Source organism: Rheinheimera muenzenbergensis (assembly GCF_036984005.1).
In the GTDB taxonomy this organism is placed as follows: Bacteria; Pseudomonadota; Gammaproteobacteria; order Enterobacterales; family Alteromonadaceae; genus Alishewanella; species Alishewanella muenzenbergensis.
The window spans coordinates 1-14750 of the sequence record NZ_JALAAR010000006.1 but is presented as its reverse complement, the minus strand read 5'-3'; the positions used below and the strand labels follow the sequence as shown (position 1 = coordinate 14750).

Sequence of the window (14750 nt, the reverse complement as noted above, 5' to 3'; positions counted from 1 at the left end):
AAAACGTCCGTGAAGCATTAACTGACCCAGATCAAAAAAGCAGTAGCGGTTTTACGCCAGTTGAGCCATGGCTTGACGCAGATCAAATAATTGCAGCTGATAACGCCCTGAGTTATTGGTTAACTGGGCCAGATAGTGCTCCAGCAAGCCGGAAGCGGAGTGAGTTAACGCAGGACAATGTTGCAGCAGTAGTTGTTGTTCCAACTTTTCCAGTTCCAATTCGGCTTGCAGCAACGTTTGCTTTAAAAATTGCTGTTGTTGGTCAGGCAATGCTGCCGCTGTGCTGTTTCGCCGCAGTGCACGCAGTGGTTGGGTAAAGGCTGTGCTGAAATTGTTCAGCCTTGCGGCCAGTTGCTGTAAATCACTGACCGTGAGGCCTAACTGCTGTTGCTCTAAATAACACAGCAACAGCAGCAGGTTAACGTTAGCGCCCAGCTCGTCCTGCCACTGCAGACACAGGCTTTTTACCTGCGGGTACAGTGCAAGGCTAAATTGCCACAGCTGAGCAGCGCTTATCTGTGCCGCTACTTTGCTGCTGTCAGGCATTGCTCTGCCAGAACTGCGTGGTTTTTTGCTCCAGTTCGTCCTGTGCCATAAACCAGTCTTCTTCAATAGTGGCAAGGCTTTGGCTGGTGCTGGCTTGTTTGGCCAGCAATTCCGTTAACTCGGCTTTACGTTTTGCATCGTAAATATCCGGGTCGGCCATTTTTTCTTCAATAGCTGCCAGCTCTTTGGTCAGCTTTTCCTGCTGCTGCTCCAGCTTATCGACTTTTTGTTTAATTGGCCGCAGCAAGTTGCGCAAATCGGCTTCCAGCCGCTTCTGATCTTTACGCACCACATTGCTGCTGGCTGGCGTGTCTGCCTGGGCAACGCTGGCGCTTTGCCGGGCATCTTGTTGCAGCCACTGGTAATAATCGGCTAAATCACCGTCGAACGGTGCCACGCGGCCATGCGCAACCAGATAGAACTCATCGGTACAGCTGCTAAGCAAGTGGCGGTCGTGCGAGACGATGACTATCGCACCTTCAAACTCTTGCAGCGCCATAACGATGGCTTCACGCATATCTAAATCGAGATGGTTTGTCGGCTCATCGAGTAATAATAAATTTGGCCGCTGATAGACAATTAATGCCAACACTAAACGGGCTTTCTCACCACCGGAGAACGGCGCGCAGGCTTCCAGCGCTTTGTCGCCATGAAAGCCAAAGCCGCCCAAGAAATCACGCAGCTTCTGCTCGGGTACTAAAGGGTCTAACCGCACCAGATGCTGCAGTGGCGAGTCCTGCGGCCGCAGTGTTTCCAGCTGATGCTGGGCAAAATAGCCTAAACTGACGCCATTGGCGTACCAGACTTCGCCGCTTTGCGGCGCCATATTGCCGGACAGCAATTTAATTAATGTCGATTTACCGGCGCCATTACGGCCCAGTAAACCTATACGGCTACCGGGTAACAGCTGAAACTTAATCTGGCTTAAAATGACTTTATCGGCATATCCGGCCTGCACACTGTCCATTTTCAGCAGCGGGTTAGGTAGCGATTTAGGTTCGCGGAAACTAAAACTGAAAGGCGAGTCAACATGGGCTGGCGCCAGTATCGTCATACGTTCCAGCGCTTTAATCCGGCTTTGCGCCTGACGGGCTTTAGTGGCCTGCGCTTTAAAGCGGTCGATAAATTTTTGCAGATGCGCTACCTGGCGCTGTTGTTTATCAAAATTGGCCTGATGCTGTGCCAGCTGCTCGGCGCGTTGGCGCTCAAACTGGCTATAGTTGCCTTTATACAGGGTTAGTGTTTGCCGCTCGATATGCACAATATTATCGGTTACCGCATCGAGAAAATCGCGGTCGTGGCTGATGAGCAGCAAGGTGCCCTGATAGTTGGCCAGGTATTTTTCCAGCCAGAGTACCGCGTCTAAATCAAGGTGGTTGGTAGGTTCGTCCAGTAGCAGTAATTCGGCACGCTGCATCAGGGCACGGGCCAGGTTTAACCGCATGCGCCAACCACCAGAGAATGACTTAACCGCCTGTTGCTGCGCTTCGCCGCTAAAGCCCAGACCATCGAGCAAAATGCCGGCTTTGGCTTCGGCGCGGTAACCATCTAAGGCTTCAATTTGCAGATGCACGGCTGCAAGATCTGATTCACTGCAACCGGTACGCACCTTCAGTAACAACGGAAATAACTGCTCGTCGCCCTGCAGTACATAATCCATCGCGCTGCAGTCCAGTGCGGGTGTTTCCTGCGCTACGGTAGATATGTGCCAACCGGCGGGGATGCTGACATTGCCTGCGTCGGCGTGCAATTTATTAAGCAGCAGGGCAAACAGGCTGGATTTACCGCAACCGTTGGCACCGACAATTCCCACCTTTTGCCCCGGAAATACGGTAAGATCGGCACCCTGAAATAAACACTGGATACCGCGGCGTAGTTCCACCTGTTGCAGCTGGATCATGTTTTTTCCTGTGTAACTGAATTGGGCTGCTAATTTACCCGTATAACCGCAACAAACCAAGGCTTGGCGAATAAAATTGCTATGCCGGCCAGACGAGACACAAGATGACAACACGCAAAAAGAAACGTTTTATTGCCGGCGCCAGCTGCCCGAAGTGCAAAGCATTGGATACCATGATGTTGTTTCTGGAAAACAATGTGGAAAAAGTGGAATGCGTTGAGTGTGGCCATCAGATGGTGCAGCCCGAGGCGCAGATAGCTAAAGCCAGCCGCGCTGCCGAGCAGGTAATTGGTGTGTTTAAACCGGAATAACGCAACAAAGGCTAAACTTTGCGAGAACAGGGTTACCCACACCGACACGCCGTAAACCCATCCCTGGGGGCTCGATTCGGCCATCCTGGCCTGCAACGGTTGGCTTAGGCTAACCCTGTTTTCGGAGATAGGTAATAAAACTGTACTTAATAATGCGGCGGTGGTGGCTCTTCTTCCGGCCGCAGTATGCCTTGATCATCTGGCAGGTTACGTAATTTTTCTGCCAACAACATTACCTGTTGTTGTAAGCGGTCAATGCGCTTTTGGTGCTCCAGCAGCTCATTGCTCAGGCTGTTAACGGTGTCTTCCTGAAAGGCCAGTTTGTTTTCCAGCTCAACAATATGCAGCTGCAATTCTTGCTCATTTGGTGTCATGTTTAATCTCCCATACTTCGGCGATGCCACTGGAACTTTCGCTGATCACTTTGTTGTCGCCTAAAAAACCAACCGCATGTACGACAGCACTGGGCGGCCTGCTGTCTGGCCGCACTGATACCTGCCACTGTTGCAGCTCCTTACCGCTTGCTACCTCCCACAAGGCCAGTTTGCGGGTAGGGGCGCCGGTGGCCAGATATTTGCCGTCGGCACTGAACTGCACAGCACTAAACACCTGCTGGCGCGCAGTAAACTGTAATGTGCTAACTAACTGGCCGGTTTGAATATCCCAAATCTGGGCTAAATCCTGACTGTCTGCGGTAAATGCATAGCGGCCTTGCGGGTCCAGTGCCACCTTGGTTACCCGGCTCGGGTGGCTAAAACTATAAATAATTTGCGCACTTTGGGTATCCCACAGGTGAGCTTTGTAGTCGTTTCCGCCGCTAAGGGCATAGCGGCCATTGGGTGACATCGCCACGCTGTTTATCCGCTCAGTGTGGCCTAAAAACTCCAGCCGGCGGCCACTTTGTAAAGTAATGTGCTGTACACCACCATCACTTTTGCCAATCAGTAAGTGTTTACCATCGTCGGACAACGCAATGTCACGCACGGTGGCTGTGTCCAGCTGCCAATAGCCCTGATTTTTGCCGCTACTGATATGCCATAACGCATAAGTATTGGCATCTGCCGTTAAGACATGGCTGCTGTTGTTACTGATCGCCAGACTAAATACCAAATTGTCACTGCTGTCCTGGTGGCGCCACTGATACTGCAACGCATTGTTAGTTAGATCCCAAAGCGCTACGCCATCCTGAATAGACGATACAGCGGCGTAGCGGCCATCTGTTGATATGGCCGCGGCATAACTGCCTTGTGCTACATGCGGAAATTGTTGCAGAGGAGCTTCTGCGGTCATTTTTTCACAGCCAGTTAGCAGCAACAGCAGAAAAAATAGCGGATATTTCATCTCGGGTGTTAACCTCATCCTCGCAAACCGTTAGTATAGGTCAGTTCATTGGACACTATTAAAACATACTTTTGCAGCCTGGCTGCGTAAATATTGGAGAACCGAATGCGCTTAGTTAGCAAAATGTCGCTGCTTGCAGTGGCTGTTTTCACCCTTACCGCTTGTCAGAAAGAAGCTGAACAAAAGCCAGTAGTGCTGGACACTGACGCAGCTAAACAATCATACAGCCTGGGTGTTTCAGTAGGCCGTTATTTAGACGGTACTCTGGATGAATACAGCAAGATGGGTTTGTCGCTGGACAGCGCGTTAATTTTACGCGGTGTACAAGATGCAATTGCCGATAAAGCAGAATTGTCTGAAGAAGACGTGCAGGCGATGATGACGGCTCTGGAAGAACAGTTCCGTGAGAAGCAAGCTGCTATCGCCGAAGCTGAAGCCGCCCAGGCCATTGCTGCCGGTAAGAGCTACCTGGAACAAAACGCCCAGAAAGCAGGCGTAACGGTTACTGAGTCAGGCTTACAGTATGAAGTACTGCAAGCGGCAGAAGGTGCAAAGCCAGCGGCGACCGACACGGTTAAAGTTCACTACACCGGTACCCTGGTAGATGGCACTAAGTTTGACAGCTCAGTTGATCGTGGCGAACCGGCTCAGTTCCCGTTAAACCGTGTTATTCCGGGCTGGACTGAAGGTGTGCAACTGATGAACGTAGGTTCTAAATTCAAGTTCACTATTCCGTCAGAGCTGGCTTATGGTGAGCGCGATATGGGCGTGATCAAGCCAAACAGCGTACTGTTGTTTGAAGTAGAGTTACTGGAAATCGTTCAAGCTGAAACTGCAGAGAAGTAAGCGGTGTCCTAATGAAAAAAGCGGCTGATGCCGCTTTTTTTATAGCTAAAGTCAGCATTACGCTGAAATGCTGTTATCGCTGTGCTTTTCGTGTAGCGTGTTGATCAGTTCATCTTCATACTCAAAACGCTCTTCCAGCGCCTGACCCAGTGCCGATAGTTCACGGTCAAAGGCACCGCTATGGCGGGTACTTAAATGCTCAGCGTAGTTGTCATTAAAGTTGAGTGCCAAATCAGTTGATACGGCAATTTTAGGATACAGACTGTCAGCCAGTTTGCGACTGTCGGTTCCATTTACCGCACATTCTGACACTATGCGTTCGTACACCTCAAAGTGGCCGGCCGATAAGTAATCCACCAGCAACTGACAAAACTCCTGCACGGCGTGCTGTGAAGGCATCGTCGTTCTTTTGTGATCAAATGGCGGCAATGCAGCTAGCTTGCAGTAGCTAACGATCAATTGTTGACGCTCTTCCAGCCAGGTGTCGATGGCGCTAAGCGAGCCACCCCATTTTTGTTGCGCATTCTGCACACGGGTGTACATTGCCTTCTCCTTAAGTGCAGCAGCCTTGCTGCAGTAAGTTCTAATTAAATGAATTTTGCGCTAAAGATCAACCGTTTTTTTATTGGTCGGTGCAGTCAATAGCACCTATGATACTGTTTGTATCACGTCAGTAACAGGGATCTCAGATGATTAGACACAGTATCAGTCCGGCGGCAACTCAGCAAGGGCTCTGGTTTGTTGTTAGCCGGGGCCGGATTTGGCTGAATGCAACACAGCAATTACCACGCTGTAGCTATGCCGAATTAGCGCTATCGGCCATGCCAGAGCATATTTGTTGGCTGGGACAGGCAGAGGGGCTGGATGCATTTTTAGTCATTAATCATGACCATATAGAGCATGAGCAAGATTGGGTATCACCGCGTGAACTACTTGGCCACGGCGAATGTACTTTTCAACTCGCGGCTCGAGCCACACAGGTAGCGCTGTTTTTACAAACCCATCGTTTTTGTGGCCAATGCGGCAGTGCAATGCAGTTGGTGAATTGGGAGCTGGCCATGCTGTGTAATAAGTGCGGCCATCGCTGTTATCCGCGTATAGCACCCTGCGTGTTAGTGGGTATTGCGCATCAGGGCAAAATATTACTGGCACGCTCCAGCCGGCACCGGCAAGGCTTTTTTTCCATCCTGGCCGGCTTTGTTGAATCTGCGGAAACACTGGAGCAAGCCGCGATTCGGGAGGTAAAAGAAGAAGTGGGCGTGGATATTACTAACTTACGTTATGTGGGTAGCCAGCCATGGCCTTTTCCGCATTCGCTGATGACGGGGTTTATCGCCGACTACGTTGCTGGTGATATTGTTTGTCAGCCGAATGAGATAGAGCAGGCGGCATGGTTTAGTTTAGATGAGTTGCCGGAAGTACCGCCGCCAGAGACGTTATCCGGTCAGATTATTCAGCGATTACAACAAAGCGCAGGGAAATGAAAAATTTACTGGACAGATCTATTACAAAGCGAAGCTATGGACGGTAGAAAATAAAAAAGCCACATAATGTGGCTTAACTAAATGTTTTGCGAGGTCTCGTTTTACCGAGCTTCTTACTTGTTATTCTTCACTAGCGCAGCAATGTTATAGCAGAATGATTTTATTATGACAAGTGTTGAACAAAAAAAACCTGAACAGAAGCTTTACCGCGAAACAATAGGCGTCGCGCTGGCTTGATGCTAAAATAACGCCAATTTGATTTATGACGGGTTTATTATGCAGCTGAAAAATGATCGCTATCTCAGGGCCTTGTTAAAGCAACCGGTAGATCGTACGCCGGTATGGATGATGCGCCAGGCAGGACGTTATTTACCAGAATACCGTGCAACCCGCGCTCAAGCCGGTGATTTTATGTCACTGTGCAAAAATCCCGAGTTGGCTTGTGAGGTAACGCTGCAGCCGCTGCGGCGTTATGCGCTGGATGCCGCCATTTTATTCAGCGATATTTTAACCATCCCTGACGCTATGGGCCTTGGCCTGTACTTTGGTGAAGGTGAGGGGCCTAAGTTTCAGCGGCCACTGCGTGATTTTATTGATATTGCGAATCTACCAATACCGGATCCTGAGCAAGAACTGCGTTATGTTATGGATGCAGTGCGCACTATCCGTCGTGAACTGGACGGCAGCGTGCCGCTGATTGGTTTTTCTGGCAGCCCCTGGACACTGGCGACCTATATGGTAGAAGGTGGTGGCAGTAAAACCTTTGGTATCATTAAAAAAATGATGTTCAGTGAACCAGAAGCACTGCACCTGTTACTGGATAAGCTGGCGCAAAGTGTCACTCTTTATCTGAACGCACAAATCGCTGCCGGTGCACAATCAGTGATGATTTTTGATACCTGGGGTGGTGTGTTAACACCGCGCGATTATCAGGAGTTTTCACTTGGCTATATGCAACAGATTATCAATGGTTTAACCCGTGAAGCAGATGGCCGTAAGGTACCAGTGACTTTATTTACCAAAAATGGCGGTATGTGGCTGGAGTCGATTGCCAACACTGGCTGTGATGCTTTAGGCCTGGACTGGACCATTAACATCGCTGATGCTAAGGCGAGGGTCGGTCATAAGGTTGCGCTACAAGGCAATATGGACCCGGCCATTTTACTTGGATCGCCAGAGCGCATTCGCCAGGAAGTGCAAATGATCCTGGATGGTTTTGGCCAAGGCTCAGGCCACGTCTTTAACTTAGGGCATGGTATTACGCCGGATGTTGATCCAGAGCGTGTCAGTGTGTTTATCGATGCCGTGCATGCCTTTAGCCGCACTTACCATATGAATGCTGAGATTAGCGAATAGCCTATAAAATCGGCACCAGGCATCCGCTTAGATCGGATGACTTGGTGCCTGTATTAACTCAGTTTGTCGCTAGTGTTTGATAGTCTTCCAGCAAATCTTCAAAATTCTGCACTGCCCAATTACGCTTTTTCGCTTCTTCCAACGCCTGGCGTAACATAGATTCACCGCGGCTTTGTTGGCCCAATTCAATAAAAGCCACACCCAGCGTTGATAGTAAGTTTGGATTATTAGCGTCAATAGTCCGGCCTTGTTCTGCCAGGCGGATAGCTTTTTGCGGATCACGCAGAGTCGGGTTATCCGACATGGCGAGCAACGCTGCATATTCAGTAATCGCCGGCATGTATTCTGTTAAAGCGGCAATTTCGAGATAAAACGCTGCCTTATGCGGGTCATAGTTGACATTATTACTATCGAGTAATTCCTGTGCCAGCAAATAGGCTGCCTTTGCATCTCCGCCATCGGCAGAAATGGTCAGCCAGTTTATTGCTTTACTCGGATCACGATCACAGCCGTTTCCTGTTACCAGGCATTGCGCTAAACGATACTGCGCCGCCGGGTAACCGTTAATTGCGGCTTGTAAATACCAATCCATTGCATTGGTGTTATCTACCATCCGGTTCTCTGCCAGCAAAGCATACAGGTACTGATATTTGGCGGCTTCAGTTTTAGCCGCAGCCAGGATAGCATCGATGTACTCCTGATTTTCGCGGTCAAATTTCCGCGTCCGGGAGCTGATTGAAGATTTTATCCTGAAAGTGTGAGACTGCATTTCTAACCGCATTGGGTCACCGTAGAGATCTTTGGGTGGCTCAAACCGCCAGTTAGCCACAGCCGGTAGAATATATTCCGAAATTGCATCAACAGGAAAAGACGCGACAACCTGAGCATTTTCCGTATGGCCATCTTCATTAATGTCATAGTGAACTATTGCCCATGCCGCAACACCTGATCTTTCAAAATAGCTGGGGTATTCCGGCTCTGGTTGAGCTATGGGTTTAACGCGAACGTCGGATAACACGTAACGGTTGGCTGTAGGGTAGAGCAGGCTTTCTAAAGCTTGCTTACCAAACTGGTTATTCAATGTTGTGTAGACTTCTTTGCCCTGTAATCGGGAGGTCAATTTTGTTCTGAGGCTGCGGTATTGCTGATCAGCCTGCGGATGATTCCGTTCTTTTGCGATCAACGTCCAGGCATAGGCAAGATTAATATCTTTATCCACACCCAAACCTTCCGCATACATACGAGACAACAAAAATTGGGCTTCAAGATGACCAAGTTCAGCCAATGTCTCCAATTGAGGTTTAGCCAGTGCATATTCCTGTTTCTCGAACAGGCTGCGGGCGGCGGGAAAATCCGCCATTGTGTTACATGAAAGGGCAAGCATCAGTAGCGCAAGCCCGTACTTTAGCTTCACCATATTAGCTCCAACAACAGTTTATTTAATTATTATGCAATTGAGTTTACAACGAATTTTCAGCCAAAACAAAAATAAATCTAACAGGCTAAGTTGAGATTAAAATGTATTATTTATCAATATGTTAAGATTTAAAATAATCGGTTTAACCCATTAAGTGCAGCTACACGATATGCCTCGGCCATGGTTGGGTAGTTAAAGGTGGTATGAACAAAATATTCCAGAGTGTTACCGCCATTTTTTTGCATCATAATGGCCTGACCGATATGGACTATTTCAGCCGCTCGTTCGCCAAAACAATGAATCCCGAGAATTTCTAGCGTATCACGATGAAATAGCAGTTTTAAACTGCCAACACTGGTGTTGGCTATTTGTGCCCGAGCCAGATGTTTGAATTGAGCACGGCCAACTTCATAGGGGATCTTGGCTGCGGTGAGTTCCTGCTCGGTTTTACCTACAGAGCTCATTTCTGGAATTGTATAAATACCGACAGGGATATCCGCTATTAAATGCGCATCCAGATTGCCTTTAACAATAGCTTCACCGGCTAAGCGCCCCTGATCATAAGCGGCACTAGCCAGGCTGGGATAACCAATAACATCGCCAACGGCATAAATATTGTCGCAACTGGTTTGGTAGTGTTTATTTACCTTCAGCAGGCCACGGCTGTCAGCTTCCAGCCCGATGGCGTCTAAATTCAGCATCTCAGTGTTGCCGGTGCGGCCATTGGCAAATAAAAAGCAATCGGCTTTCATTCTTTTGCCGGATTTTAAGTGCAGCACCACACCATCGCTTGTGCCTTCGATACGGTCAAACTCCTCGCCGTGACGGATGGTCATGCCGGAGTTCCAGAAATGATAACTTAATGAATCTGATATTTCTGCATCCATAAAAGATAACAAACGATCACGGGTATTGACCAAATCGACCCGAACGGCCAATCCCCGGAAAATCGAGGCATACTCACAGCCAATCACACCTGCGCCATAAATAATGATATGTTTTGGATCATGCTGCAGCGATAAAATAGTGTCTGAATCGTAGATCCTGCTGTGATTAAAATCGACTTCTGCCGGGCGATAAGGCCTTGAACCTGTAGCAATAACAAATGTTTTGGCGCTAAGCTCGAAACTACTGCCATCAGCGCTGCAAATTGATATACGGTGTGGGTCGATAAAACGGGCTTCGCCCTGATATATTTTTACCTGATTGCGGTCATAAAATCCGGAACGTAGCCGCACCTGTTTGCGGATCACGCCGGCGGCGTGTTTCAAAATTTGCGAAAAAGTCAGTTTGGTGTGCTGTTCATCCATCTGAAACAGCGGGTTTTCATTAAATTCGATTAACCGGCTTACCGAGTGCCGCAGCGCTTTTGACGGGATTGTGCCCCAGTGGGTGCAACCACCGCCAACCGAATGATAACGTTCAATTGCCGCTACCTTAAGCCCGCTTTTTGCAAGGTACATGGCTGCACCTTCACCGCCAGGGCCGGTGCCGATAACAATGGCATCAAAATCAAAACTGGCTTTTTTAGTTGCGGTTTTTTTAGTACTCACGCGGCTTATCTCACTGATTTGGTGAAGTTAAACTTGAGCATATCAGGTCTTGCACACAAAAAAAGAGACCGCAGTCTCTTTTTTCCATTAACTGACGGCTGTTACCAGCCGTTGCCAGTGCTGCTGCTGTTGCTGTAGATGTTGCTTAAACTCACTATAGCGTTGTTTAAAATCGACCGCTTGATACTGCGCGACCAGTTGGTCTTTTCGTTGTAGTAACAACTGCTTTTTCAGTTGATAGTAGTCCTGCATTCTGGCCATTAGCAATTCGTATTCTTGCTCGAGCAGTTGTAACAGCTGCTCAGCGTTGGGCCGCAGTTTTACTTTTGCAATCGCACGTTGCAGCTGCATTTTAGCTTTGGCCTGGGCAATGCGCTCTTCCGGCACAACACGTAAATTACGGGTTAAACCAAGCCAGGAGGCGGTTTTTATAAACCATTTTGTTGGATCAAACTGGTACCATTTAATGCCGTTACGGTAATCAGATTCAAAAATATGATGGAAATTATGGTAACCCTCGCCATAGGTTAAAAACGCCAGTACGCCGTTGTCGCGGGCAGAATTTTGATCGGTATAAGGCTGACTACCCCAAATATGGGCCAGCGAGTTAATAAAAAAGGTGAAGTGATGGCTAAGCACCAGCCGCAACACGCCGGCTGATAGCAGCATGCCAATTATATTGCCGCTAATTAGCCCTAACAGCAGTGGAATGCCAAAGTTAGTAGCGATAGTTAGCCACAGGTAATTCCGATGCTGCCACATCACAATATGATTTTTTTGCAGATCACGGCAGTTGTTGTAATCTGGCTTTTCAACGCCAGGGTAGTCTCGCAGCATCCAGCCAATATGGCTGTACCAGAAACCGCGGCCTGCTGAATAGGGGTCTTTATCGTTGTTATCGACATGGCGATGATGTACACGATGGTCGGCAGACCAATGCAAAGCGCTGTTTTGCAGTGCAAAGGCACCACCAATAGCATAGAGCCATTGTAACAACGGATGAGCCTCATAAGTTTTATGCGCCCACAGGCGATGATAACCGGCAGTAATAGACATACCGCAGTAACCTAAGCATATAATAGTGGCAATAATCTCGGCCCAGCCAAAACCAACTGTCATGGCGTACCACGGCACGCCAATGGCAGCAAACAAGGTAGTGATGGAAAAGAGCAGGACGTTGGTCCAAATAATCGGTGCTTGCTTCATAAAAGGCCGTTTAGCTTACAACTGTTCGCTCATTCTACTGGTGATAACACCGGGGTCAAGGTATAAAATAGTGCTTTTCGCGGAAGAAAGGGGAATTTGTGTCAAGAGCCGAGCAGAAAGAGCGTACCCGTCGTGCCATTATCAATGCGGCTTTTTCCCAACTAAGTGCTGATAAAAGCTTTGCCAGCTTAAGCTTACGTGAAGTTGCACGAGAGGCGGGTATAGCGCCAACATCATTCTATCGTCACTTCGCTGATATGGATGAGTTGGGCCTGACTTTAGTGGACGAAGCAGGTTTAATGTTGCGTCAATTAATGCGCCAGGCGCGGCAGCGTATCGAAAAAAACGGCAGTGTTATCCGTACATCAATTGAAACCTTTATGGAGTTTGTCACCGGCAACAGCAACGTTTTTCGTCTGTTATTGCGTGAGCGCTCCGGCACTTCGGCTGCATTCAGAAGTGCAGTAGCACGCGAAATTCAGCACTTTGTCGCCGAACTGGCCGAATATTTGCGCAAGGAGACGACTTGCCCTGACGAATTAGCCAGGGCGCAGGCGGAGGCGATGGTGATATTGGTATTTCATACCGGGGCGGACGCACTGGACGCGCCAGCCGAGCAATATGCTTATTTAACCAGCCGGACTATTACTCAATTACGCTGGCTGGCACATGGTGCGGCCGGTTATGGCCGCAAACCTAAAAACTCAATTTAATGTTACTGGCTGGGGCGTTTTCGCAGCCAAACACCGCTTTCTATATGGTGGGTATAAGGAAACTGGTCAAATACAGCCAGTTGCACCACATCGTGTGTTTTTATAAGAGCCTGTAAATTCTGTGCCAGGGTTTGCGGGTTGCATGAAATATAAATAATGTCATTAAAGCGGCTTACCAGCTGTTCGGTACCATCGTCCAGACCAGCGCGCGGTGGGTCGACCAATACAGTATTTAGTTGCATATCCGCCAAATCGAGTTGTTTCAGTTTGCTGCCTTGTTGCAGTGCGGCTGACACATCCTCAGCAGACATTTGCAGTACCTGTAAATTCTCGACATTATTCAGTGCGATATTGTACTGTGCCGATTTAATCGAGGTGCGGGAAATCTCGGTGGCCACCACCTGATTAAAACAAGGTGCCAGAGCGACAGAAAAATTGCCGTTACCACAATATAATTCGAGCAGGTCCCCTGACAATTGTTGCGCAATCTTTTTCGCCCAGCCTAGCATTTGGCGGTTTACTTCACCATTAGGTTGGGTAAAGCTGCCTTCAATTTGCTGATACTGTAACTGTTCGCCGTCCAACTCAAATTGCTCAGTGACGTAGTCGTTACTGACCATAAGCTTTTGCTTACGCGAACGGCCGATAAACTTCACTTTATATTGTCCGGCAAGTTTGTCCGTTAATTGCTTCGCCTGTTCCAGCCAGCTGTTGGTTAATGGCCGCTTATATATAAGAGACACCAGCAGCTCGCCGGATAATGTTGCCAAATAGTCTACCTGATATAACTTGTAGCGTAGTTCGTGATTAAACTGAATATTCTCTAGTAGCCGCGGCATAAAATCAGCAATAGTGCGGCAAGCTACCGGAAAGTAGTCAATGCGTACTTTGTCGCGTGTCTCTGAGTCAAACATGGCATGATAGATATCATCACCGTTGTGCCAAATACGAAATTCAGCGCGTAATCGGTAGTGAGCGGGTTCAGAGCGGAAAATCTCTGCTGCTGGCACATTGAAATCTGACAGTAGTTGCTGCACTGCGGCAACCTTATCGTCAAGTTGCTGTGAATACTGCTCTGGGAAAACCTGACCTACGCTCATTTATCGCTCTGCTCAATCAAAACGACTATTTTAAGCCACAGAGCAAGTTGAGCCAACCATGAATATGACCAGAGTGGGATTTAGCATTAAAAAAGGGAAGCCAAAGCTTCCCTTTTGCAAACGTTAATGCTTACTCTTCAGCGTCGTCATTATCCTGACGCTCTTTAGCTTCGCGCACTTTTAATGTGCGTTCCTGAAAATTAAAGTCATTCAACTTCTGAATCATCTTGTTGCCATCTTTTGCGGCTACTTCAACAAAACCAAAACCACGACGACGACCTGTTTGTCGATCTTTCATCAAGCGGACATTAACGACAACACCGAAACGCTGGAATAACTCTTTAACGGCATCCTCGTTGGCCCGATACGGCAAATTACCAACATATAAAGTAGTCGTATCACCTTTATAGTCCACTGCGGCCAAAGGCGCAGTCGACGCAGTAGCTTTGCGCTCTTTTACATCTACTAACACTGGCACCAGTATGCCAGCTGCTAACACACCTATTACCACGAAAATTTCCTGAGCCAATACGAAATCAGGAAGAAAAGCAAAGCCAAGATAAGCCAACACCGCTAATGCCAGTGTATATGGCAAAGAAGCACGTAAAGTGGGTAACATAATAATATCCTAAGCACTTAATTCTATTTATCGGAATGCTTTAACAATATAAAGCAGCCTTATCTTAGCGGTTAGGTAATAAACCGCAACCACAAAACGTAGCCTGTTTTGCCTGGGTTTGTTGGTAAAACATGCAAAAAGCTGAATTAGTAGGCAAACAACATGCTAAATGCACTTTTTATTACTTTAGTGCTTGCGCCTGTTTAAAAACGCCCTATAATGCGCGCCATGCCACGGGGCGCTGCACTTAGCAGGCTTCGGGTGATAAAAACTGAGTTGCGAAAATCTTTTAAAAAGACGCTTGACACGAAAGTTTAAATCACTAAAATGGCGCCCTCGCTTCACGGTGGTGGTAAAC

Annotated in this window: 15 protein-coding genes; 5 read left to right on the top strand and 10 right to left on the bottom strand. The window is 48.1% G+C overall.

Annotated elements, in window-relative coordinates:
• Positions 1–51 precede the first annotated feature (51 nt).
• Positions 52–546, bottom strand: coding sequence for a TIGR02444 family protein (locus MN202_RS08495; protein WP_335735676.1), 495 nt, complete (start codon positions 544–546; stop codon positions 52–54).
• Positions 539–2446, bottom strand: coding sequence for an ATP-binding cassette domain-containing protein (locus MN202_RS08490; protein WP_335735675.1), 1908 nt, complete (start codon positions 2444–2446; stop codon positions 539–541). Before MN202_RS08490 ends, MN202_RS08495 begins: the two co-directional genes overlap by 8 nt.
• 104 nt (positions 2447–2550) lie before the next feature.
• Between MN202_RS08490 and MN202_RS08485 the strand changes: the two genes are divergently transcribed.
• Positions 2551–2757: a YheV family putative zinc ribbon protein gene (locus MN202_RS08485; protein ID WP_335735674.1), complete on the top strand. Its 207-nt coding sequence runs from the start codon at positions 2551–2553 to the stop codon at positions 2755–2757.
• Between the two features lie 146 nt (positions 2758–2903).
• Here the strand turns inward: MN202_RS08485 and MN202_RS08480 are convergent, their stop codons facing one another.
• Together MN202_RS08480 and MN202_RS08475 are read right to left on the bottom strand one after the other, a co-directional pair.
• Positions 2904–3131, bottom strand: coding sequence for a SlyX family protein (locus MN202_RS08480; RefSeq protein WP_335735673.1), 228 nt, complete (start codon positions 3129–3131; stop codon positions 2904–2906).
• Positions 3118–4116, bottom strand: a complete 999-nt coding sequence (locus tag MN202_RS08475) for a WD40 repeat domain-containing protein (RefSeq protein WP_335735672.1) — start codon at positions 4114–4116, stop codon at positions 3118–3120. Before MN202_RS08475 ends, MN202_RS08480 begins: the two co-directional genes overlap by 14 nt.
• Before the next feature lie 87 nt (positions 4117–4203).
• On the opposite strand from MN202_RS08475, the gene fkpA reads away from it, so the two are divergent.
• On the top strand, positions 4204–4944 hold the full coding sequence (gene fkpA / locus MN202_RS08470; RefSeq protein ID WP_335735671.1) for an FKBP-type peptidyl-prolyl cis-trans isomerase: 741 nt from the start codon (positions 4204–4206) through the stop codon (positions 4942–4944).
• Between the two features lie 57 nt (positions 4945–5001).
• Here fkpA and rsd read toward each other — a convergent pair whose 3' ends face one another.
• A complete protein-coding gene (gene rsd, locus MN202_RS08465; protein ID WP_335735670.1) occupies positions 5002–5487 on the bottom strand; it encodes a sigma D regulator in 486 nt (161 codons plus the stop codon).
• Positions 5488–5633: 146 nt separating this feature from the next.
• On the opposite strand from rsd, the gene nudC reads away from it, so the two are divergent.
• Both nudC and hemE read left to right on the top strand, forming a co-directional pair.
• Positions 5634–6428, top strand: a complete 795-nt coding sequence (gene nudC / locus MN202_RS08460) for an NAD(+) diphosphatase (protein ID WP_335735669.1) — start codon at positions 5634–5636, stop codon at positions 6426–6428.
• Between the two features lie 273 nt (positions 6429–6701).
• Positions 6702–7784, top strand: a complete 1083-nt coding sequence (hemE, locus tag MN202_RS08455; protein ID WP_335735872.1) for a uroporphyrinogen decarboxylase — start codon at positions 6702–6704, stop codon at positions 7782–7784.
• A gap of 58 nt (positions 7785–7842) precedes the next feature.
• On the opposite strand, the gene MN202_RS08450 is transcribed toward hemE, so the two are convergent.
• The 3 genes from MN202_RS08450 to MN202_RS08440 form a co-directional block, all read right to left on the bottom strand.
• A complete protein-coding gene (locus MN202_RS08450) occupies positions 7843–9201 on the bottom strand; it encodes an energy transducer TonB (RefSeq protein ID WP_335735668.1) in 1359 nt (452 codons plus the stop codon).
• Positions 9202–9329: 128 nt separating this feature from the next.
• Positions 9330–10754, bottom strand: coding sequence for a Si-specific NAD(P)(+) transhydrogenase (sthA, locus tag MN202_RS08445; protein ID WP_335735667.1), 1425 nt, complete (start codon positions 10752–10754; stop codon positions 9330–9332).
• A gap of 87 nt (positions 10755–10841) precedes the next feature.
• A complete protein-coding gene (locus tag MN202_RS08440) occupies positions 10842–11960 on the bottom strand; it encodes an acyl-CoA desaturase (RefSeq protein ID WP_335735666.1) in 1119 nt (372 codons plus the stop codon).
• Between the two features lie 98 nt (positions 11961–12058).
• On the opposite strand from MN202_RS08440, the gene fabR reads away from it, so the two are divergent.
• On the top strand, positions 12059–12673 hold the full coding sequence (gene fabR / locus MN202_RS08435; RefSeq protein ID WP_335735665.1) for an HTH-type transcriptional repressor FabR: 615 nt from the start codon (positions 12059–12061) through the stop codon (positions 12671–12673).
• Between the two features lie 2 nt (positions 12674–12675).
• On the opposite strand, the gene trmA is transcribed toward fabR, so the two are convergent.
• The gene (trmA, locus tag MN202_RS08430; RefSeq protein WP_335735664.1) at positions 12676–13773 is read right to left on the bottom strand and encodes a tRNA (uridine(54)-C5)-methyltransferase TrmA; all 1098 of its coding nucleotides are present in this window, start codon (positions 13771–13773) and stop codon (positions 12676–12678) included.
• A gap of 130 nt (positions 13774–13903) precedes the next feature.
• The gene (locus MN202_RS08425; protein ID WP_335735663.1) at positions 13904–14392 is read right to left on the bottom strand and encodes an RNA-binding protein; all 489 of its coding nucleotides are present in this window, start codon (positions 14390–14392) and stop codon (positions 13904–13906) included.
• Between the last annotated feature and the right edge of the window lie 358 nt (positions 14393–14750).